Origin of the sequence: Peptacetobacter sp. (genome assembly GCF_029264495.1) — a bacterium.
Taxonomy (GTDB): Bacteria; Bacillota; Clostridia; order Peptostreptococcales; family Peptostreptococcaceae; genus Peptacetobacter.
In genome coordinates, this window is the sequence record NZ_JARIBH010000084.1 from 1 (window position 1) to 23,461 (window position 23,461).

20 protein-coding genes are annotated in these 23,461 nt (G+C 26.9%); 16 read left to right on the top strand and 4 right to left on the bottom strand.

What is annotated here, in order from left to right:
* On the top strand, window positions 1-104 hold a 104-nt coding region (locus Q1J78_RS08365), incomplete at its 5' end, for a GGGtGRT protein (RefSeq protein WP_300278834.1).
* 142 nt (window positions 105-246) lie between these two features.
* Window positions 247-1,032 carry an HAD family hydrolase gene (locus Q1J78_RS08370; RefSeq protein WP_300278758.1) on the top strand — a complete coding sequence of 262 codons (786 nt, stop codon included), beginning with the start codon at window positions 247-249 and terminating at the stop codon, window positions 1,030-1,032.
* A gap of 52 nt (window positions 1,033-1,084) precedes the next feature.
* On the opposite strand, the gene Q1J78_RS08375 is transcribed toward Q1J78_RS08370, so the two are convergent.
* On the bottom strand, window positions 1,085-1,657 hold the full coding sequence (locus Q1J78_RS08375; RefSeq protein ID WP_300278761.1) for a hypothetical protein: 573 nt from the start codon (window positions 1,655-1,657) through the stop codon (window positions 1,085-1,087).
* Window positions 1,658-2,005: 348 nt separating this feature from the next.
* Here Q1J78_RS08375 and Q1J78_RS08380 point away from each other — a divergent pair, with 348 nt between their 5' ends.
* The 9 genes from Q1J78_RS08380 to Q1J78_RS08420 all read left to right on the top strand — a co-directional run bounded on the left by Q1J78_RS08380 (window position 2,006) and on the right by Q1J78_RS08420 (window position 14,472).
* Window positions 2,006-4,357: a cell wall-binding repeat-containing protein gene (locus Q1J78_RS08380; protein ID WP_300278764.1), complete on the top strand. Its 2,352-nt coding sequence runs from the start codon at window positions 2,006-2,008 to the stop codon at window positions 4,355-4,357.
* A gap of 44 nt (window positions 4,358-4,401) precedes the next feature.
* Window positions 4,402-4,707 (top strand): hypothetical protein, encoded by a 306-nt coding sequence (locus Q1J78_RS08385; RefSeq protein ID WP_300278767.1) that lies wholly within the window; start codon window positions 4,402-4,404, stop codon window positions 4,705-4,707.
* A 202-nt stretch (window positions 4,708-4,909) separates the two neighbouring features.
* The gene (locus Q1J78_RS08390; RefSeq protein WP_300278770.1) at window positions 4,910-5,650 is read left to right on the top strand and encodes an ABC transporter ATP-binding protein; all 741 of its coding nucleotides are present in this window, start codon (window positions 4,910-4,912) and stop codon (window positions 5,648-5,650) included.
* Window positions 5,643-6,569 (top strand): SufB/SufD family protein, encoded by a 927-nt coding sequence (locus Q1J78_RS08395; protein ID WP_300278772.1) that lies wholly within the window; start codon window positions 5,643-5,645, stop codon window positions 6,567-6,569. The genes Q1J78_RS08390 and Q1J78_RS08395 overlap by 8 nt, the downstream gene beginning before the upstream one ends.
* Before the next feature lie 608 nt (window positions 6,570-7,177).
* Window positions 7,178-7,978 carry a CPBP family intramembrane glutamic endopeptidase gene (locus tag Q1J78_RS08400; protein ID WP_300278775.1) on the top strand — a complete coding sequence of 267 codons (801 nt, stop codon included), beginning with the start codon at window positions 7,178-7,180 and terminating at the stop codon, window positions 7,976-7,978.
* Between the two features lie 159 nt (window positions 7,979-8,137).
* Entirely contained in the window at window positions 8,138-9,361 is a 1,224-nt protein-coding gene (gene pepT, locus Q1J78_RS08405; RefSeq protein ID WP_300278778.1) for a peptidase T, read from the top strand.
* A gap of 275 nt (window positions 9,362-9,636) precedes the next feature.
* Complete coding sequence (locus tag Q1J78_RS08410) at window positions 9,637-10,365, top strand: LytR/AlgR family response regulator transcription factor (RefSeq protein WP_300278781.1); 729 nt, start codon at window positions 9,637-9,639, stop codon at window positions 10,363-10,365.
* Between the two features lie 53 nt (window positions 10,366-10,418).
* Window positions 10,419-11,753, top strand: a complete 1,335-nt coding sequence (locus Q1J78_RS08415; protein ID WP_300278784.1) for a GHKL domain-containing protein — start codon at window positions 10,419-10,421, stop codon at window positions 11,751-11,753.
* A gap of 139 nt (window positions 11,754-11,892) precedes the next feature.
* On the top strand, window positions 11,893-14,472 hold the full coding sequence (locus Q1J78_RS08420) for an ABC transporter permease (RefSeq protein WP_300278787.1): 2,580 nt from the start codon (window positions 11,893-11,895) through the stop codon (window positions 14,470-14,472).
* Window positions 14,473-14,641: 169 nt separating this feature from the next.
* On the opposite strand, the gene Q1J78_RS08425 is transcribed toward Q1J78_RS08420, so the two are convergent.
* Both Q1J78_RS08425 and Q1J78_RS08430 read right to left on the bottom strand, forming a co-directional pair.
* Window positions 14,642-15,394, bottom strand: coding sequence for a tRNA 2-thiocytidine biosynthesis TtcA family protein (locus tag Q1J78_RS08425; protein WP_300278789.1), 753 nt, complete (start codon window positions 15,392-15,394; stop codon window positions 14,642-14,644).
* Between the two features lie 20 nt (window positions 15,395-15,414).
* The gene (locus tag Q1J78_RS08430) at window positions 15,415-15,957 is read right to left on the bottom strand and encodes a shikimate kinase (protein WP_300278792.1); all 543 of its coding nucleotides are present in this window, start codon (window positions 15,955-15,957) and stop codon (window positions 15,415-15,417) included.
* A gap of 335 nt (window positions 15,958-16,292) precedes the next feature.
* Here Q1J78_RS08430 and Q1J78_RS08435 point away from each other — a divergent pair, with 335 nt between their 5' ends.
* From Q1J78_RS08435 to Q1J78_RS08445, 3 genes are read left to right on the top strand one after another with little or no spacing between them, the layout of a single operon-like run.
* Complete coding sequence (locus Q1J78_RS08435; RefSeq protein ID WP_300278795.1) at window positions 16,293-16,748, top strand: S-ribosylhomocysteine lyase; 456 nt, start codon at window positions 16,293-16,295, stop codon at window positions 16,746-16,748.
* Between the two features lie 33 nt (window positions 16,749-16,781).
* The gene (locus tag Q1J78_RS08440; RefSeq protein ID WP_300278798.1) at window positions 16,782-17,492 is read left to right on the top strand and encodes a vitamin B12 dependent-methionine synthase activation domain-containing protein; all 711 of its coding nucleotides are present in this window, start codon (window positions 16,782-16,784) and stop codon (window positions 17,490-17,492) included.
* A gap of 13 nt (window positions 17,493-17,505) precedes the next feature.
* A complete protein-coding gene (locus Q1J78_RS08445; RefSeq protein ID WP_300278801.1) occupies window positions 17,506-19,890 on the top strand; it encodes a homocysteine S-methyltransferase family protein in 2,385 nt (794 codons plus the stop codon).
* A 289-nt stretch (window positions 19,891-20,179) separates the two neighbouring features.
* Here the strand turns inward: Q1J78_RS08445 and Q1J78_RS08450 are convergent, their stop codons facing one another.
* Entirely contained in the window at window positions 20,180-21,409 is a 1,230-nt protein-coding gene (locus Q1J78_RS08450) for an aminopeptidase (protein WP_300278804.1), read from the bottom strand.
* A gap of 173 nt (window positions 21,410-21,582) precedes the next feature.
* Here Q1J78_RS08450 and Q1J78_RS08455 point away from each other — a divergent pair, with 173 nt between their 5' ends.
* Together Q1J78_RS08455 and pyrF are read left to right on the top strand one after the other, a co-directional pair.
* Complete coding sequence (locus tag Q1J78_RS08455; protein ID WP_300278807.1) at window positions 21,583-22,470, top strand: nitroreductase family protein; 888 nt, start codon at window positions 21,583-21,585, stop codon at window positions 22,468-22,470.
* A gap of 266 nt (window positions 22,471-22,736) precedes the next feature.
* Window positions 22,737-23,453, top strand: a complete 717-nt coding sequence (gene pyrF, locus Q1J78_RS08460) for an orotidine-5'-phosphate decarboxylase (RefSeq protein WP_300278810.1) — start codon at window positions 22,737-22,739, stop codon at window positions 23,451-23,453.
* The last annotated feature ends 8 nt before the right edge of the window (window positions 23,454-23,461 follow it).

The following is a 23,461-nucleotide window of genomic DNA, read 5'->3' on the forward strand; positions in this document are numbered from 1 at the left end:
TTCCAGCTCACGTTGAAATGATGGGTCTTATAGGTATGGGTAATAACCCAATGGTTGGTGCTACAGTTGCAGTTGCAGTTGCAGTTGAAGAATCAAGTAGATAATAATTTTTAAATAATAAAAAGTAAGCAGCCTAAAATATACAGGCTGCTTTTACTTTATATAAAAAAAGAAAAGGTTTTATTAAACTTTTAGAACGCTCGATTTTAGTCGAGGAGGTTTATATAATTAGATGGGAGAAAATAAATGAAAAAAGCAGCATTTTTTGATGTAGATGGAACAATTATAGATTGTACAATAGGCGTTATGGATATGAGTGATAGGGTAAAAAAAGCTATAAGAGATTTTCAAGAAAAAGGAAATGTAGCATTTGTTTCTAGCGGAAGACCATATGCTTTTTTAAACAAAGAGTTACTTAACTTTGGATTTGATGGCTTTGTATTAGGAAATGGAGCTCAAGTACTTATAAATGGAGATACTAGATTTTTCAGTGGTATAGATAATAATATCGTTAAAGAAGTAGTTGAAAACTGCGAAAAATTAAATATAGATTATTGTTTACAAGGTGAAAAATACAGTTATGTAAAAAAAGAGTTTAAAAGAATTTTAGAATACTATAAAGAATATGATATATCAAATGACTTTTTAGAAAATAATTTTGAATTAGAAAATATTAATGTATTTAAAATAGAGATGTTCCCATCAGATGAAAGAGGATGCGAGTATTGTAAGTCATTAGATGGAGAAGAATTTAATTGTTTTAAAAATTATCCAGGTGAAGTATATGAAATGTATCCTAAGAAAAATTCAAAAGGAATAGGACTTTTAAAAACAATAGAATTTGAAGATGTAAAACTAGAAAATTCTTATGCATTTGGAGACGGAAGAAATGACATTGAAATGATTGAAACAGCAGGTCATGGAATAGCAATGGGAAATGCAGTAAAAGAGTTAAAAGAAGTGGCAGATGAATATACAGACTCTATAAGTGATGATGGTGTTGCAACATATATAGAAAAAAATTTATTATAAATAAAGATAAAGATAAAAAAAGAACTCTTATACATGATAAGAGTTCTTTTTTTTATAAATTATTTTGACCGACAAAATCAATTTTGTATTCCATATTATAATCAGTATACTCCCTAAGTAATCCTTCGTATTCTAATGTTAGACCATTTAAATTATAAAAATCATTTGGCTGAACAAAATTATAGGATTTATCAAAAAGGTGGATATCACTTTTTTTAAGCATATCAGCAGCAAAAGTTGAACATACATATCCAAATTTAGGCTGTCTATTTATACCAAGAGGTATAGTAATTAGAGAAAATAAATCATAATTATATAAATTTCTATTTTCTTTTACTTTAGCTATATTGTTAATTAAATTTTGATATTTATAATCTTCTATTTCTAAAGAATATACTCTACAAATAGTGTTCTTTTTTATTTCATAAAGTCCTTTGTTAACTCCCTCTTCAACAAATCCTGCTATTAAAGGATTTTTAGGATTGATTCTTCCAAAAGCATACATAGTATTTAAACTTTTATCAAGAGAAAGAGAAATATGAGAATATGGTTTTCTACTAATTCTTCTTATTAAATGTGCAAGAACAGTTCCTGTATAAGTTGAAATTATATATATTTTTTTCATTAGAATCACCTCCCATTATTATATTTATTATTAATTTATATTTACATTATAATTATAAAATATAAACATTTTATAAAATTGTTATAAATATTTTATAAAGAATTATTTTCTAATTAAAACTAAAATAAAACACACATATTTTACAATAATACTTGAAAAGACTGTAAAAGTCAATATTTTATAAATTTTTAAATGTTACATTAATGAAATATTTGTGATTAAAAAATTACGATTTTGTCAATATATAAAAAATTCATACTATATATATAAAAGTAATGTATAATGAAAAATAAGATGTCGGTATCAAAGATAAAAATTTTAAATATATAATAAAAATAGGAGAATGATATGAGAAAAAATAAAAAAGTAATTTCAGTATTAGCAGCAACAGCTATAACAGTTTCTTCAGCACCATTATCACTTGCTGATAATGGTATAAGTATAGAAGATAAAGATCTTCATATAGAGCAACTAGAAGCTACAGATGAATTTAAAGATTATATAGATGATGTAGAAAATGGAACAATAGATGAAACAAAAAGAATACCAGAATCTTTTGAAATAGAGGGTACTCGTATACATGGAAATGCATCAAAAATAAATAGATTTTTACCTAAAGATTATGATCCAAGAAAACTTGGGAAAGTAACAGGTATTAGAGATCAAGAAAATTTAGGAGTTTGTTGGGCATTTGCAGGAATAGCAGGAATGGAATCTTATATGGCTACAAATGGATATGGAGATTATGATTTATCAGAAGAACATATGAGATGGTGGGCAAAAGATGGAATAAATGGATGGAATGTAGGTGATCAAGAAGGTACATCTAACCTACTATCTATGGGATATTTTGCATCAGGAGATGGACCAAAACTTGAATCAGAATTAAGATATAATACACACAATAAAATGCCTTCAAATATGAAAACAGCAAAAGGAACAGGATATTTAGCAAGTGATGCTATATTCATAAATAATAATAGAAATGATATAAAAAATGCTATATCTAAATATGGTGGAGTTGTATCTGGATATGCAGACTCAGAGGAATATACAAGTAAAGATGAAGATGCATATTATGTAGATAAAGATAAAGATCAAAATCATGCTGTTACAATAGTTGGTTGGGATGACAATTATAGTAGAGATCATTTCACAGGAAAAGCAAAACCTAAAAATAATGGTGCATGGTTAGTAAAAAATAGTTGGGGTCCATATAATTCAGAAGGCGGATTTTTCTGGATATCATATGAAGATAAAACTATTCTTCGGGCAGGAGATAATTATTCTGTAAAAAAAATATCTAAAGAAGGAAATAAAATATATCAACTTGAAAAAGGTGGATATATGGAATTTGGAGGAAAGAATTTTGCTGTAGCAAATGTATTTGATTTTAAAGGTCAAAATGAGAGTATTGAAGGAGTAACAATAGGAAATACTTCTATAGGAAGTGAATATAATATATATTATGCTCCTGTAAAAAATGGTGTTCCTCAAAATAAAAACTTAATACCTCTTGCATCAGGAATAATAAATGAAACAGGATATGTAACTATTCCTGTAAATTCTGTTAAAATTCCTTATGGAAAAGGTGCTATAGTTGTAAAAATGAAAAATAATAATATGGCTACTTTATTTGCTGAAGGAAATGCAGAGAAAGTACCTTGGTTCAAAGCAAAAGCTAATAAAGGAGAAAGTTTCCAGTTAATCGATGGAGTATTTGTAGATGAAAATGAAGGAAATAATAGTGATAATATCAACTTTGCAATAAAGGCTATTACTAAAGAAAATATAAACGAAAATGATATAATAGGTTCAAATAGATATGATACAGCTGTGAAGACAAGTAAAAGAGGATGGAATAGTGCAGATACAGTTGTAGTTGCAAATGGAGGAGCGATAGTTGATGCACTTTCAGCAACACCTCTTGCTGCATATAAAAACGCACCAGTATTGTTAACAGAAAAAAATACTCTAAAAGATGTTACAAAAAATGAATTAAAAAGACTGAATACAAAAAAAGTATATATAATAGGTGGTGAATCTGTTATATCAAAAACAGTTCAAAAACAGTTAGAATCTATGGGAATATCTGTAAAAAGAATATTTGGAAAAGATAGATATGAAACAGGAATATCTATAGCAAAAGAAATGGAAAATATAGGAGTTAATATAAATAAAGTTGCTGTTGTAAATGGAAAATCAGGATTAGCAGATGCTATAAGTTTTGGAGCAGCAGCAGGTCAAAATCAAATACCTATAATACTTTCTGATAAAAAAGGAAATATTCCAGGTTCAGAAAAAATATTATCAAATAAAAATATTGAAAAATCTTATATAATAGGTGGAGATGCAGTAGTTCCGAAAAGTACAGAAAAACTGTTAAAAAATCCTGAAAGAATAAGTGGAAAAAATAGAAAAGAAACTAATGCAGAGATAATTAAGAAGTTCTATACTCAATCAAACTTTGAAAATATTTTTGTAGTAAAAGATGGTTCTGAAGGTGAAGATAAATTAATAGATGGATTATCAGTAGGAGCATTTGCAGCTAAGACAAATTCTCCAATAATATTAGCAGGAAATACATTATCAGAGGGTCAAAAATCTGCTTTAATAGGAAAAAGTGTAAATAAGATATCTCAAGTTGGTGGAGGATCTAATTATATAGTAGCAAATCAACTTAGAAATCTATTCAAATAAAATAAGTAAGGAAAGGAGTATGTCAAAACTAAAAATATTATAAATTGGATATAAATATTTATAGATTTTTGGCAACGGGGAAAATGAGGGAAAATCCAGCGTTAAGAATTTTATTCTCAATGCCTATATTTGTTCTTATCTTTTATAAAAGCTATAATTTTGAATTAAATAAAAATTCAATAATATTTACAGCTGTATACTTAGCACTTATAATAGCTGATTTATCTTATTTTTATTACAAAATAAAAAAAGAAGAAAAGTTAGAAGCAGCTAAAGTTCCAAAAGATAAAGATGAAGCTATAAGAATTAGAGAACAACAAAAGAAAAAAAATAAAAAGAAGAAAAAATAATATTAGATAAAATACGGTTATATATAAAAATGATGTTTATATATGACCGTATTTTTTATAAATTAATAAAAATAAATTTTCTAAATTGAAATCTATTTTATTGATAAATACTAACAATATTGATAACATATATATTGGAGATTATTATAAAAAGACTAAAAACTATATATTTTATATATACTATGAATGGAGGAGTTATAGAATGCTAGAGTTAAAAAATGTGTTCTTTAAAGTAGAAGAAAACGGAATAGAACGCAATATAATAGATGATTTAAGCATTAATTTTGAAAAAGGAAAGTTATATGTTATAACAGGACCAAATGGTGGTGGAAAATCAAGCCTTGCAAAAGTTATAATGGGTATATCTAAGGCATCTTCAGGTCAAATTATTTTAGATGGTGAAGATATAACTGAAAAAAATATAACTGAAAGAGCAAAAATGGGAGTAGGTTATGCCTTCCAACAACCACCTAGAATAAAAGGTATGACTGTTGAAGATTTACTAAAATTATCTCATGGAGGAGATCTTCCTAAAGAAGATTGTTGTCAGTATCTAGCAGCTGTTGGACTATGTTCAAAAGAATATCTTAATAGAGAAGTAGATAACTCTTTATCTGGCGGTGAAATGAAAAGAATAGAAATAGCTACATTATTTGCTAGAGATTTAAAAATATCAATATTTGATGAACCAGAAGCGGGAATAGATCTTTGGAGTTTTGGAAAACTTAACGAAAGTTTCCAAAAAATGCACGAAGAAAAAGATCAAACAATAATAATAATATCTCATCAAGAAAGAATATTAGAACTTGCAGATCAGATAATAGTACTTGAAAATGGTAAAATAAAAACAAGTGGAACAAAAGATGAAGTACTTCCTGAAATATTAAATCAAGTAAATGGAACTGTATGTCAAATACAGGGAAAGGCGGTTTATAATGGATAGAGTTGATATAGATTTATTAAAAGAAGTAGCCGATATGAGAATGGGAAGTCCATTACTTGGAGCATTTAACATAAGAAAAAATGGAGAAGGAATAGAAAGAAAATCTACTAAAGATGTAGACATAATTCCTAAAACAGACAAACCAGGAATAGATATAATTGTAAAACCAAATTCTAAACCAGAAGATGTTCATATACCAGTAATAGTAACTCAATCTGGATTTAGTGATAAAGTATACAATGACTTTATAATAGGAGAAAATGCAGAAGTTACAATAGTTGCAGGATGTGGAATACATAACTGTGGTAGTGAAGATAGTCAACATGATGGTGTTCACAGATTTGTTCTTAAAAAAGGTGCAAAGTTAAAATATACTGAAAAACATTATGGAGAAGGAACTAAAGGTGGAGGAAAAAGAATATTAAATCCTGTTACAATAGTTGAAATGGAAGAAGACTCATATTGTGAAATGGAAACTGTTCAGATAAGAGGAGTTGACTCTACAAAAAGAGATATGGAAGCTACTTTAGGTAAAAATGCTAAAATAGTTGTACTTGAAAGATTACTTACTCATGATGACCAATTTGCAGAATCAAATATGGAAGTAGTACTTGAAGGAGAAGATTCTTCAGCTCAAGTTATATCTCGTACTGTTGGACAAGATAATTCTGTACAAGTATTTAATCCAAGAGTAATAGGTGAAAATCAATGTTCAGCCCATGTTCAATGTGATTCTATTCTTATGGGGAATGCTAAAATTAGCTCAATACCAGAAATATCAGCAGAGCATCCAGATGCTATGCTAGTTCATGAAGCTGCAATAGGTAAAATAGCAGGAGATCAGATATTAAAACTGATGACTTTAGGATTAACTGAAGAGGAAGCAGAACAGCAGATATTAAATTGTTTCTTAAAATAAATAAAAAAATAATGTTTAGGGATATCATATTTTTATGAGACCCCTTTTTTAATGTTAATAAAGTCAATATTTAGAAAAAACAAAAGAATAACTACTATCTGCTCTATGCTTCAGACTCATGATTGAAGTCAATGAAGATATGCATTTCCAAGTGTCGATGGATTAATAATTATATTTTTTATTTTTGTTATAATTAATAATTATACTAACAAATTAAAAAAGGAGATACTATTAAAAAATCAAATATATACTTTAATTTATTTTAAGAAAAAATTCAATAATTACTGTTCTACTCATTTTCTCTTATAATAGTATATAAGTAATATATTAATATATATTCAAAGGGAGTAATTTAGATGAGCAAAATTAATCAGTTTAAGATAATTGTTTTAGTAGTTATTTCTAGATTGATTTATTTTATACCATAGAGTATAGTAAATGTAGATATATTTTTAAAGTTTTAAATTAATAAATGAGGTTAATTTTTTGTGTAGCTAAGTATGCCTTTAATAAAATTTATATGTACATTATTTATAATATTTTTAAAGATTTTTATTAGTAACTAAATATATTTATTTTTGAAAAGATATATTATAGGAGGTTTAGCTATGAATACTAAATATTTTTATAAAACAAAAGAAATTTTAGTAATTAGTTTAATTTTGTTATCTTCTGTTCTGATATCATCATTGTCAACTTTTTATATTTTAAATAAACATCAAAATATATTTATTAGAAATATTATTTTTAGCTTATTAATTATATTGTCTGGAAAGTTTATATTAAAAGCAGATTATAAAGAAATTAAAATTGATTTAAAAACAATAAAATATAATAATTTTGATAATATATATTTTGCTTTAATAATATTATTTTTAGTAGCTATATTATCTACGTTTGTTTACCAAGTAGAATTTATTATGATGGGAAATAGAGCGATTAATATAAAAAATATATTATCAAATACTAAACAAATTAGTATTGATAATATGGGGTTAATGTATATATTTTCATTAGTTCTTGTTATTTTTATAGAAGAACTTTTTTTCAGATTTTTGACTTTTAAATATATTGTTAAAGATGAATCTAATAAAAAAGATATATATTTATTTATATTTGTATCATCTATTCTATTTATGTTGTATCATGGGTATTCTGTAGCAAGAATGGTATCTGTATTTATATTATCAATATCGTTTTGTCTTATATATATAAAGACAAAAAATTTTATATTACCTTTAATAATGCATATACTATGGGATTTTTCAACATTCATATTATCTCCACTTTTAACATTATTTGAAAAGTATAATTTGAGTTTAATGACGGCAATATCTATCCTTAATACAATATTCTTTTTAATATTATTAATAATTATTTATATTGTTATAAAAATAAAAAGTAAATAGAAATAAGAAAACTTAAAAAAATAATAAAAATTTTCGGAAAAAATATTTTTTCTGTTTGTTTTTATAGGTAATAATTGTTATACTAAAGAAGAAAGGTTTTCTACAGTCAAATCTGCAGACCTTAAATTTATATTTTTATATATGGAAGGTGTAAGAATTATGAAAGAAAAAGTTTTAGAAAGATTACTAAGATATGTTAAAATTGATACTACTTCTGATTCAACAAGTGAAACTTGTCCATCAACTGCAAAACAGTTTGATTTAGCAAGAGTTTTAGAAGCAGAATTAAAAGAAATAGGGTTAGTAGATGTATCTCTTGATGATAACTGCTACTTAATGGCTACATTACCAGGAAATACAGAAGGTGTAGACACAATAGGATTCATAGCACATATGGATACAAATGAAGATGTATCAGGAACTAATGTAAATCCTATAATAATAGAAAACTATGATGGAAATGATATAGTTTTAAATAAAGATTTAGGAATAGTAACAACTGTAGAAGACACTCCAGAATTAAAAAGATTTGTTGGAGAAGATATAATAGTTACAGATGGAACAACTTTATTAGGTGGAGATGATAAAGCTGGTGTAGCTGCAATAATGACAGCTATGGAATATTTAGTAAATCATCCTGAAATAAAACATGGTGATATAAAAGTTGGATTTACTCCAGATGAAGAAATAGGTAGAGGAGCAGACAAATTTGATGTTGAAAAATTTGGTGCTAAATATGCTTATACTTTAGATGGTGGTGCAGAAGGTGAATTAAACTTCGAAACATTCAGTGCAGCATTAGCTACTGTAACTATAGAAGGTAAAAATGTTCATCCAGGATCAGCTAAAAATAAAATGGTAAATGCTTTATACATAGCTGGAAAAGTTATGGAATTATTCCCAGAAGATGAAAGACCAGAAACAACTGAAGGATATGAAGGATTCTATCATTTAAATGAATTCAACGGAAATGTTGATGAAGCAAAAATGATATACTTAATAAGAGACCATGATAAAGCTAAATTTGAAGCAAGAAAAGAATTCTTCGCAAATCAGATAGCTGAAATAACTAAAAAATATGATGGTAGAGTATCTGTAGAAATACATGATCAGTACTACAATATGAGAGATGAAATAGAACCAGTTATGCATATTGTTGATATAGCAACTGAAGCTATGAAAGAATTAGATGTAGAACCAAATGTTATACCTATAAGAGGTGGTACAGATGGATCTAAATTATCTAAAATGGGACTTCCATGCCCTAATATATTCGGTGGTGGATTAAACTTCCACAGTAGAAATGAATTATTAGTAATAAGTTCTATGGTTAAAGCATCTGAAGTAGTTGTTAAAATAGCTGAAAAATTTGCTAATAGATAATTAATTAAATAATAAAGAGGTATCCCAAAATAGGAGATACTTCTTTTTTTTATGGAAATATTAAAAAATAAAAGGACCTTCAGATAAACAGATTCTTTAAAAATAGAAAAAATGTAATCTTTTTCAAGAAATTTAATTTTTATTATTATTTTGAATAGTAGATTACTTAAAGAAATTATAATGTAAATTAACTTTAAAAATTTATATATTTTGCAAGATATTTTTGTTTGTTATATTATTATACTAAACAGACTATTAAGAATAGAGGAATGGAAATGATTTCGATAGCTATTTGTGAAGATGAAAAGATATATAGAGATAAATTAAAAGAGTTTCTCAAAAAAATTTTAGAACAAAAGAAGTATAATGTAGAAGAATTTGATAATGGAGAGAGTTTTTTAGATAGATTTGAAAGTGATGAAAGTTATAGAGAAAATTTGAATATAGTTCTTTTAGATATTCAAATGGATGGTATTAATGGAATGGATGTGGCTAGAAAAATTAGAGAGTGGAACAAAAAGTTGAAGATAATATTTATCACAGCAGTTCCTGATTTTTTAGCTGATGGATATGAAGTTAAGGCATTTAGATATTTATTAAAACCAATAGGATATGAAGATTTCTGTAGACATTTTGGAAAGTGTTTAGAGGAGATTATGGATAATAAAGAAAGTAGCATAGTCATTAATGATTTGAATACTGATAAGATAGTGGTTGTTCCTACAGAGAGCATACTTTTTGTAGAAACTTATGGGAGAAATCTTCTTGTACATACAGAGAAAAATGTATATAAGATATATAAAACTATAGGAAGTATGGAGAAAAAGTTAGACAGTGATACTTTCTTTAGGTTACATAGGGGATATATTGTAAATATTTCTAGGATTGAGAGTATAAAGGGAAGAACTGCAATAGTTGCTGGGAATGAGGTTATGATAAGTAGAGATAAGATAAAAGAGTTGAAAGAAAGAGTAATGGATTATATAGAAAAAGTAATGAGATAATAAAAATAGTATAAATTTATATAAAAATATAAAGTTTTCTTTCGGAGGTGGGTGTGATAGAAAATATCTTTTGGATAGTATTTAATTTTGCCGATTTCATAGTTTATTATTTGATTTTAAAAATCGCAATGGATTTTTGTGAAATCAGAAGTAAATCAAAAGTTTTTTCATGGGTTAGTTTTTTTGCAATAACATTCATTATTCATTTGATTTTTTATAAGTATATTATGGATGATAATAGAATTTTATTAAAATCAATAGCATATATGATATATGCATTTTTAAATTATTCTAGTCCAAAAGAAAAAATAGCTGTAAAAGTAATATCTTATTTTATGATTGTAGAATTAGTTATAAAAAAATCAATAGATTTTATAGTTGAAGATATGAATAAATTGGTGTACAACGGAATAGTTATTAAAGGGAATGATGGAATTTATCCATATTTTGAAGCAAGGATTATGTCAGTTATAATAACAATTTTCTTTGTAGTAATATACTTATACATTTTAAATAGCAAGAAAAATAAAGAAAAAATAAGATTATATATAATTTTGATGTTTGTATTGAATATTTTAGTTATAATAGGAATTTTTAAGATGATTTCAATGACTATGCTTGATATAGGTAATCTGGTTGAATACGGTATACTTACTACTTTTTTAGTTTTATTATCTAATATATGTATTATTTTAATAGTAAGTAGAATTATTAAAGATTATAAGATAAGGAATGAAAATAAAATACTTAGAGAAAGTGTAGATAAAGAAGTAAAGAACTATATAGCATCTAGTAGGGAAAATCAAAAGGTAAGAGAGATGTACCACGATATAAAAAATCACATAATTTGTATAAATGAGCTATATAAATCTGGAAATTCTGAACTAGCTGTTGAGTACATACAAAAAATTGAGGGTAGTTTAAAAAAATATGAATCTGTAAGAAATGAGTTTAATACAGGTCATATAATATCGGACTCGATATTAAAGAACAAAAAGAGTATGTGTGATGAGTATGGTATAAATTTTGAGTGCAAGGTAGATTTTTCTAGGTATGATTTTTTAGATATGACAGATTTTTGTACGATTTTATCGAATCTTTTAGATAATGCAATAGAGGCGTGTTTACAAGTAGAACATAGCGATAGATATATAAAAATCAGCAATAACATAGTAAATAATTTTAGTCTTTTAATTGTAGAAAACTCAAAGGAAAATGAGATTAAAAAAGATAGAAGTAAGATTTTGACTAGTAAAAAAGATAAGTCTATTCATGGAATAGGAATAGATAATGTAAGAAGTTGTGTAGAAAATTATAACGGAGACATGAAAATAAATTATGATGAAAGCAGTTTTAAGGTAAGGATTATGATACCAATTGCTGTTTAAACAGTAAAAACCACCATTAAAACAGATTATATTGTTAAAAATTTTCTTAGATGATAATTTAAAAGTAATAAATTACTTAAATTATTGGAGTAGAGGAAATTAAAAGATAACAAATAATCTGAAGAAAGGTGGTTTTTTTATGTGGTATTTTAAGGTAGGAAAATCTTATATTAAAAAGTATAAAAATAGGTCTATTTCTATAGGGATAGGTATTGTTCTTGGTATAGCACTTATTGTTGGAGTTGGATCTCTTTCATTTAGTGCAAAGGAACAAAATATTAAACAGACCGAGTACGAACTGGGAAGTTATTTTGTTAGATATAATGACTTAAATGATAGCCAAGTTGATGATATTGAAAATATGAAAAATAATGGAATATATGATAATCCAAAAGATAATATAGGAAAACTTGGGCTTATAACATATTATGACTCATCTACTCCCGATAGTGAGGATTTAATGAATATTGTAAGCGTAAATAGAGAATGGTTAAGTCTTCAAAATACGAAGCTTGTAAAAGGGAATTTTCCTAAAAGGGCAGATGAAATAGTTATTGAGAAGTGGGTTTTGGATAACTTAGGAGTAAAGTCTGAGGTTGGTCAAAAGATAACAATAGATTTATATGGAAGAAATAAAAAGGAAAGTTTTGTAGTATCTGGAATTTTGAGAGATAGAGTGAATGCTAAGTCATCGGGTATTATGGAGATTTTTTTAAATAGAGATTTGAAAAAGAGCAACGAAAAAACAGATGCTTATGTAAGATTTGAAGATGATAAAAATATTGTAGAAAATATTTATAAAATTTCTGATATTTTAGGTCTTGATGATGAGGGAATTAGTGTAAATAGGATGCTATTAGATGCAATGGGGCAGCTTGAAGAAATTGATTATAACTTAATCTATTCGGCAGTTGCAGCAGCTATTGTACTTGCAATAGTTATCTATGGGGTATTCAATATCTCTATAATACAGAGAATTTCAGAGTACGGTGTGATTAGAGCAATAGGTGGAAAATTATCAGATATAGTCAAACTACTTTTAACAGAGCTTCTTTTAATTTGGATACTTTCGCTTCCAATAGGTGTGGCGATGGGTTACTTTGTAGCAGTATTGCTTAAAAAAATTTCGGGAAATATATTTACCGAAAGTACTGTGGAATTGTCGATGATTAGCCTACCCATTGAAATAATAGGATTTGCAGCTATTGTATCTTTGTTGATAATTGTATTTATAGTGGCTCTTTTGGCTTGGAAAATAAAGAGAATTTCCCCAATTGATGAAATTAGAGGAAATATAAAATCTTCTATAAATAAAAAAAGAAATCATAAAATTAGTATAAAAAGAAAAAATAATAGCCTTTCTTATAGTAAAATTATACCAATTGAGATAAAAATGGCGATGAAAAATGTTCTTAGAAATAAGAGCGGATTTGCAATTACTCTGATTTCTATGTGTCTTGGAAGTGTGATGTTTTTAGCTTCTTCATTTTACTCTGACCTGATGAAGGACCAACAGAATAAACTAGACGAGATATCAAGGGTAAATACAGATTTTAAGATAAGTATGATTCCGACAAAACCTATGTATGCAGGATATTCAGCTAAGGATATAGAGGATATTAGAAGTATAAAAGGTGTAGAAAATGTAGATGAAATAAGAAGTCTGTATGCTAGGATGTTTTTAAAAGAGAATCAGATTTTAGATAAGGAATACTTTAAAGAGAGAAATGAAGATCCATATAATAAAAATGTTCTTAGTGGAATGTTAGTAGATTGTGGAAATGGGGATAAGATTTTGAAATCTGGAGTATACGGATATAATGACACTCTTCTTAAAAAATTGAACAAACATTTAGATAAAGGGAATATAGATTTAAAAAAGATGAACAATGAAGAAGTAGCTATTGCAATGATTCCAAAGAATAATGGCAAATACACAGTAGGTGTAGATATTGGAGATAAATTGAAGGTTACTTTTAGAGAAAATGGTATTTCTAGTGAGGAATATTTTAAAATGACTGACAACGATGGGAAATATATCACAAAAGAATTTAAAATTGTGGGTATTGTAAATGAACTTGTGGATTACTCTGATTATTATGTGAATGATAATTCTGTAAATCTAGTTTTATCAAATAAGCAGTTTGAAAAATTCTCTGGATATAAAAATGCTCAGATTGTAAATATAGAAATGAATAACGATGCAAATAGAGAAAAGATAGCAAAACAAATTTTAACTATAGCGAATAGAACTAGTGGAAATGTGTTTGCTGATTTAACTGAGGAAAGAATGACACTAGCTGCTATGGAAGAAAATAAGCAAATGTTTATAAATGCGATTATAGGGATATTATTCTTAATCAGTATTATCAATATAGTGAATAATATCAAATATAGCATGGTTTCAAGAAGAGCTGAGTTTGGAATAATCAGAGCTGTTGGTGCAGATAATAAGATGTTTAGAAAAATTGTGTTATCTGAAGGTTTTATGTATGGAGTTTATTCTGCTGTGATTTCAATAGTTATTGCACTGATAGTATGTTGGGGAATATACAGTCCTATGGAAGAGTTTTTGATTTCGCCAAAATTCTTGGTAAATCCAATTACATTTGCAGGAGTATTTTTAATGAATGTTGTATTGGGGGCATTGGTTTCTTATCTGCCTTTTGTTGAGATGAGAAATATCTCTATTGTAGAATCTATTGAGAGAACTGAATAAAAAATTATATAAGAGATAATAACTTTCTATTTAGTATTTGTTAAAAATACTTAAAAAATAAAAAAGTATTCTAGTTATATAACGCATAGAAGTATATATAAAATAAAAAGAACTTTTCATTTTATAAAATTGAAAAGTTCTTTTTAATTATTTATATATATTCTCATAATTAACGACTAAAATGAACATCTTTTAATGCGTCTTTGTCCCAAAGGAAACATTGTTCTGGATTATTCATAGCACCGAATAAATTTTTCTTGAAGTCTGGCATTTCATCTTGAAGTCTAGCTATAAGATTTTTAATGTATTCTCTTTTAGTATTTCCGTCAGCAGGACAAGGATTTTTAACTATTTTAAAATTCATCTCTTCTGCTGTTTTCTTTATAAGATATTCTTCTACATAAACCATAGGTCTAATTACAGTAAGCCCTGTTCTATCTAAGTATGATTTTGGAGAAAAAGTACTCACTCTACCTTCATATACCATAGACATTAAAAAAGTTTCAAGGGCATCATCTTTATGATGACCAAGGGCAACTTTATTACAACCAAATTTTACAGCATAGTCATTTAAAGCTCCTCTTCTCATTTTTGCACAAAGAGAACATGGATTTTTCTCATTTCTGACATCAAAAACTATCTCTTTTATATCAGTTGGTATTTCATGAAATTCTACATCTAATTCTTTACATAGTTCATGTAAATTTGAGTTATCAACTCCACCCATCTGAAGACATATTGCCATTAAATCAAATTTTTCTGGAGAAAATCTTTGATATGTTTTTAAAACATGAAGAAGAGCCATACTGTCTTTTCCACCAGAAAGACCTACAGCTATTTTATCGCCATCTTGTATTAAATTGAAGTCTTGTATTGCTTTTCTAGATTTACTTAAAAGATTTTGTAATGTATTTTTTGCCAATAGATTCACCTTCCTTTTAATTATTTATTATATTTTATAAATTGAATAGATTTCTCAATACATTCTTTAGAAATTTCTTTTATACTTTTATAATCAGTAGAGATAGTAATATCAGCTGCATTTTTATATATTAAATCTCTTTTTTTCATTAAAGAAGAGATAAATTGTTCATTCATATTATTTTTTAAAATAGGTCTAGAATTTGATTTTCTAACTCTATTAAAAATAGTATGAGGATTTGCAGTTAGTCTAATTATTATACCATTTTCTTTTAATAAAGATACATTTTTTTCTCTTATAACAGAACCTCCACCACATGAAATGATAACATCTTTTTTAGTTGAGATTTCTGATATGATATTTGATTCTATATTTCTAAAATACTCTTCACCAAATTGATTAAAAATATCTGATATTTCCATATTTGATTTTTCTATTATTTTTTTGTCTGTATCGATAATTTCTCTATTAAGTATTTTTGAAACTTTTGAAGAAATAGTTGTTTTTCCAACTCCCATGAATCCAATAAAAACTAAATTATAGTGTTTTAAATCATTATACATATATAATCACTATCCTCGTATCGATTTTTTTATATAGCTAATTTAATATACCATATAATAGATAGGAATTAAATAAAATTAATTGCAAAAATTAAAATTTACTGCAAAATCAATGTTGCTAAACTTTACAACTTAAGGGATATAATATATAATAAAAATCAGTTTAAAAAATTATAAAATCGGGTAAGAATTTCAGCGTAACCCGACACCGATTAAAAAGTTAAATTGGTGATACTGATTTATAAAATAAAAGGGTAGCTCTTCTTATCAAATAGATATGGAGAGCTTTTTTAAAATAATTTAAATTTTTAGAATTGTAATATAGGAGGAAGAAAATGGAAAAAGTTGAAAGTTTTAAATTAGATCACACAAAAGTAAAAGCACCTTATGTTAGAAAATGTTGTGTATTAGATGGAAAAAATGGTGATAAAGTAACAAAATTTGATTTAAGATTTTTACAACCAAATTTAGAAGCATTTGGTACAGCAGCACTTCATGGATTAGAACATCTTTTAGCAACAAATTTAAGAGAAACTATGGATGGTATAATAGATTTATCTCCAATGGGATGTAGAACAGGTTATTATCTAATAATGTGGGGAGATGTAGAACCTTCTTATGTTAAAGAAGGTCTTGAAAAAGCGCTTGAAATGGTTCTTGATGCAGAGGAAATACCAGCAGCTACAGCAGTAGAATGTGGAAACTACAGAGATTTATCTCTATTTGGTGCAAAAGAATATGCTAAAAAAGCATTAGAAGAAGGATTCTCTTTAAATATATATGGAGAATAATTTTAGATTATAAATTAAAAAATCTAAAAATAAATGAGCATAATAAATAGTATAAAAAAAGAGGAGATATCTATAGAAAAAGATGAAGTTCTTAGATATCTCCAATATAAAAATCAAGAAATAGATAGCAGTTTTTTAAAAAGATTAGATGAATCTATTGAAAAGGTAAAATCGATAATAACTCCTAAAGCAATTTATGGAATTTATCCAATTAAATATATAGATAATAAAATAAAGATTGAAGGAACAAATTTAATAATAGAAAGTAATGATATTAAAAAATTATTAAAAGATTGCAAATCATGTATTTTAATGGCAGTGACGATAGGATGTAGGGTTGATAAAGAAATAAGAAAAGAAGAGTATGTAGACTTGTCAAATAGTCTGATTATGGACGCAGTTGCAACTACATTTGTAGAAAAAATATGTGATTATATAGAAGAACTCATAAAAAAAGAAAGTATAAATAAAAATTTAACTATGAGATATAGTCCAGGATATGGCGATTTATCCATTGATTATGGGAAAGAAATTCTGAATATTCTGGAGTCTCAAAGAATAGGAATAACATTAAATAATAAAGGAATTATGATACCTAGAAAATCTGTAAATGCAGTTATAGGTGTATATAGTTATGAAAATAAAAATATATTAAAAAATCCTAAGAAAAGTTGTTATATTTGCAATAATTATAATAATTGTAGATATAAAAAAGATATTAAAAATACTGATTTTGATAAATAGCTGGAGGTTTAATTTGAAAATTAGAGAGTATTTAAAAAGTAATAGAGTTTTAATATTTGATGGTGCTATGGGAACAATGCTCCAAAGAAATGGTCTTAAAATGGGAGAGAATCCTGAAATTTTTGCATTTGAAAATCCAGATATATTAAAAGATATACATAAAAAATATTTGGATGCTGGTTCAAATATAATTCTCACTTGTACTTTTGGATGTAATGAATTAAAACTTCCAAATGGTTATACAGTCGAAAAAGTTATAGAAAAAGCTGTTAGCACAGCAAGAGAAGCTATAAAAGAATCAAAATCAGATAAAGAAAAATTTATAGCACTTGATATAGGGCCTATAGGAGAAATGGTAGAGCCAATAGGAACTCTTAGCTTTGATAGAGCGTATGAAATATTTAAAAGAGAAGTAATTCGGGGTGTAAAATCAGGAGTAGATGCAATAGTCATAGAAACTATGATGGATTTATATGAAATGAAAGCTGCTGTACTAGCAGCAAAAGAAAATTCTAATTTACCAATTTTTGCAACTATGACATTTGATGAAGATGGAAGAAGCTTTACAGGATGTTTGCCTGAAAGTATGGTATATACTATTGAAGGGTTGGGAGTAGATGCAATCGGTGTAAACTGTTCTTTAGGACCAATACAACTATTACCAATCGTAAAAAAAATATGCAGTATATCACAATTACCGATTATGGTAAAAGCAAATGCAGGACTTCCTGAAATTAAAAATGGAAAAGCTATTTATAATATTTCACCACAAGAATATTTAAAGGGTGTTAAAAAATTTATGGAATGTGGAGTTAGTATAATAGGTGGATGTTGTGGAACAGATCCAGAGTACATAAAGTTAATTTCAGATAATATAAGTAATACAGATATTAGAAGAATAAAAAATAGATATATAAGTGCTGTATGTTCTCCATATAAAGTTGTAAAAATCGATGAACCTAAAGTAGTTGGAGAAAGAATAAATCCAACAGGAATAAAAATTTTAAAAGATGAGTTGATGATTGGTAAAAAAGATTATGCTATTAAATTAGCTATAGAACAGACGAATAGTGGAGCTGATATTTTAGAAGTAAATGTTGGAGTAGCTGGTATTAATGAAAAAAAATCTATGATAGAGATTATAAAAGAAATACAAGCGATTATAGATACTCCATTACAAATAGATTCATCGAATTTAGAAACTTTAGAAGCAGGGCTTAGATATTGTAATGGAAGAGCAATAGTAAATTCTGCAAATGGTAAAGAGGAATCTTTAAATACTGTTCTTCCATTAGTAAAAAAATATGGAGCTTGTGTTGTTTGTCTTACTCTTGACGAAAATGGAATACCTAAAAAATCAGAAGATAGAGTAAGAATAGCTAAAAAAATTATAAAAAGAGCAGAAAAAATTGGAATTAGAAAAGAAGATATTTATATAGATTGTTTAACTTTAACAGTTTCAGCACAACAAGAAGAAGCATACGAAACATTAAAAGCTATGAGAGAAGTAAAAAAATTAGGTGTTAAAACTACACTAGGGGTATCTAATATATCATTTGGTCTTCCAAACAGACAGGCACTAAATTCAGCATTTTTAACTTTGGCATTAGATGCGGGACTTGATCTAGCTATTATAAATCCAAATAATGAAATTATGATGGGAGCAATGTTGTCATACAAGGTTATAAAAAATATAGATAAAGGATGCACAAAATTTATAGAAAATTATAGTAATTTAGATGATAAAAAAGAAATAAAAAGTGGTGAAAAAGATTTAGAAAGTTCACTTTTTGAAATTGTTGTAAAAGGTGTAAAAGAAGATGCTAAAAATAAAACTAAAGAAATGCTAAAAAATTATGATGAAAATTATATTTTAGATGAGATTTTAATTCCAGCATTAGATGAAGTAGGAAAAAAATTTGAATTAGGAGAAATATTTTTGCCACAGATGATACAATCAGCAGAAGCTGTTAAATCGTCAGTAGAAGTTATTAAAGAAAATTTATCATTAAATACTGAAAAAAAGAGAGTTTCAAAAGGAGATATAATATTAGCTACAGTTGAGGGGGATATTCATGATATAGGAAAGAATATAGTTAAGATAATGCTAGAAAACTATGGTTACAATGTTATAGACCTTGGAAGAGATGTATCTGTGGATAAAGTTGTTGAAAAAGCAGTAGAAAAAAATATAAAATTAGTAGGTTTAAGTGCATTGATGACAACTACTGTAAAAAGTATGGAAAAGACTATTTTTTCACTGAAAAAAAGGATACCTAATATTAAAATTTTTGTTGGAGGAGCTGTATTAACAGAGGATTATGCACATGAAATAGGAGCAGATTTTTATGCTAAAGATGCTAAGTCAGCAATAGAGATAGCAAAAATTATATTATAAAATTAAAAAAACTGTTTAAAAATCTTTGGATTTAGTGTATACTAAGATGTATATTTTGTATATAATATTAACCAAGGAAAAGTCTCAATAATCTAAAGTAGCGAGTAGATTTTGTGATTTAAATGGAAATATTTATCAATTTATCGTCAACAATAAAAAACACTGTATGGAGTAGCGAAACCATACAGTGTTTTTTATTTATTCACTAAAGTTATCTATAAACTTGTAGATAAGTGGATAACTTTTTATTATATTTCAACAATATTTGTGGATTATTTTTAATTAGAAATTAAAAAGCCCAGTTACCATTTCTAAAGATAGCAATTTCTTTATTATCTTTTGTTATTCCTGTAATATTCATATCAGAAGAACCAACCATAAAGTCTACATGAGTTAAACTGTCATTAACACCAACTTTATCTAAATCTTCATCTTTTAAATCATTTCCATTTTTTATACAAGATCTATAAGCTGAACCAATTGCTAAATGACAAGATGCATTTTCGTCAAATAAAGTAGTGTAGAATATAGTATTTGTATTTGATATTGGAGAATCGAAAGGAACTAAAGCAACTTCACCTATATAATGAGAACCTTCATCAGTTTCTACTAAATTTTTAAGAGTTTCATATCCCTTTTCAGCAGTAAAATCTACTATTCTACCATTTTCAAATGTTATAGTGAAGTTATCTATTATATTACCACCAAAAACAAGTGGTTTAGTACTAGCAACTGTACCGTTTACACCGAATTTATGTGGCATACCATATATTTCCTCAGTAGGAATATTAGGAGTAAATCCTATACCATTAGGATCTTTTGCTTCTCCACTATGCCATATATGACCTTCTGGTAAATCTATTGAAAGATTTGTTTTTGCAGAAGAATATTTTAATGTTTTAAAATCTGATTCATTTAAAAAATCAGTTCTTGTTTTAAGATTTGCTATATGCTCTTTCCAAGCATCTACTGGAGAATCTAAATCAGCTCTAGTGCATTTAAATATAGATTCCCATAATTTTTCAACAGCCTCATCTTCAGAAACATTAGGAAATACTTTTTTTGCCCAATTTAAAGAAGGACAAGCAACTATACTCCATTTACTTTTATCTGTTAATGTATAAGATCTCCATTCTTTAAGAGCTTTTCCAGAAGCTTTTTGGAAATTAGCTATTCTTTCAGGATCAACACCTTTTAAAAGATCAGGATCTTGTGCAACTACTGTTAAGAAAGATCCACCTTCTTTTGCTATCTGAGTATATTTATCAGACTGCCAAGAAGGATATTCATTAAATGATTCATCTGGAGCTAAATTATAAGTAAGTTTTGTACACTCATCATCACTCCACTCAACATATACATGTTTTGCACCACTTTCATAAGCATATTTAACTGCTTTTCTAACAAAATCAGCACAATCTATAGGTGAACGAACAAGAAGAGTTTCTCCTGGTTGAATATTCATACCTACTTTTATAGATAATTCAGCGTATTTATCTAAAGTTTTTTCAAAGTTCATTACTTTATACCTCCAATAAATAAGTTTTATTTATTTAATTATATCACTATAAAATATTAAGTGGTATATAAATACTTTATTCTGAATAGTTCTATATACAAATTTAATAAAAATAATTATAATGTTATTATGATAAACTAATTATTTTTTTTGATTTTTCAGGAGGATTTAATATGGAATTATGTGAAGCCATTTATTATAGAAAAACAACAGAATTTTTTTCAAACAAAAAATTAAAAGATCATTTGATAGAAGATGTAAAAAGAGCGTGCAGTAATATAACTTACATAAATGAAGATTTAAATATTCAAGCACATGTAATAGATAAAGGACATCTTATACATTTCTTGATGGGAAAAGAATGTAAAATAAAAGCACCACATTATATAGTTGTGACATCAGATAATGGTAAAGATTATCTTCAAAATATTGGATATGCTATGGAAGAAGTAGTTTTATTTATGACAAGTTTAGGAATAGCTACATGTTGGATAGATTCTCATCTTACAAAAGCAGATATTTTAGACTGTTTAAAGACAGAAGAAGAAGAAAGAGATTTTGTAAGAGATGAGGGATTTGAAGTTGCTGAAATGATGAAAGATGCAGATTTAGATGAAAGTATAGGAGAACCATGTATAATAATAGCTTTTGGTATGCCTATAAAATCAGAGCCATTATTCAGAACAAGATTTGCAATACCAGATAGAAAAGATATTTCTAAAATATCAAAAGGTATGAATGGAGATTGGGAAGATGTTATGCAGTTAGTAAGACGTGCTCCATCTGTAAAAAATACTCAACCGTGGTATGTTCTTAGAGATAAAAAAGGAATTCATTTTTTTGAAAAAATTCCTAAAAAAGCAGTTCTTAGAGATATGAGCAAAATTAGCATGGGAATAGCACTAAAACATTTTGATTTAGCTTGTAGAGAAAAAGGAATGACAGTTGTATATAAAGACCTTAATTTAAGAAATAGAATTGGTGGTAGAGAATATTTTATAACAGCAGAGCCTAGAAACTATATAGCAGATGATATAGAAGAAGATGATAATATTTTATAAAGGAATAATAAAAAATAAGAAAATTAAGTTATTGACATATAAAGTGTTAAATGGTTATAATGATATAAATACTAAAAAATTTAACTAGAATTTAAAAATAAAAATATTTATGATAAAGTCTTTTAAGCTAGTCCAGAGAGACTGGGAAAGATATCTCATAGCGTTTTTTTGTTATGGAAAGATAAAATCCTTATGCCTCTTTTTGTGGTGTAAGGATTTTTTGTGTATACGAGGCTTTGTTAAAATTAATGAAGAGGAGAAAAAATATGATTAATGGAAAAGAAAAACTAATAGTTGCAATTGATACTGACAATTTTGAAAAAGCAAAGGAACTTATAGATAAATTAGAAGATAGTGTAGACATATTTAAGGTAGGTCTAGAACAATATGTTGCAACAAGAGGTAAAACTCTTGATTACCTTAAAGAAAAAGGTAAAAAAGTTTTCTTAGATTTAAAATTCCACGATATACCAAATACTATGAAGAGTGCAGTAAAAGCAGCAGTTAGAGATAATGTTTGGCTAATGACTATACATGTTTCTGATATGGAAGGTATGAGACAATGTGCAGAAATAGCTAAAGAAGAGGCTGCAAGACTTAATATAGAAAAACCTATAATAGTAGGTGTAACAGTACTTACTTCATTAAGTAATGAAGACCTTCAAGATATCGGATGCAATATGACTGCAGAAGAATTAGTTATAAAAAGAGCTAAACTTGCTCAAAAAGCTGGAATAGACGGTATTGTTTGTTCAGCTAAAGAAGTTGATAAAATAGTTGAAATATGTGGAGATGATTTTGTAACAGTTTGCCCAGGAATAAGACCTGCATCAGCAGCAGTTGGGGATCAAAAAAGAGTAGTAACTCCTTCAGATGCAATAAGAAAAGGAGCTAAATATATAGTAGTAGGAAGACCTATTACACAGGCTGAAAATCCTAAAGAAGCAGCTGAAAGTATAGTAAGAGAAATAGAAAACGCGTAGGGGGTAAT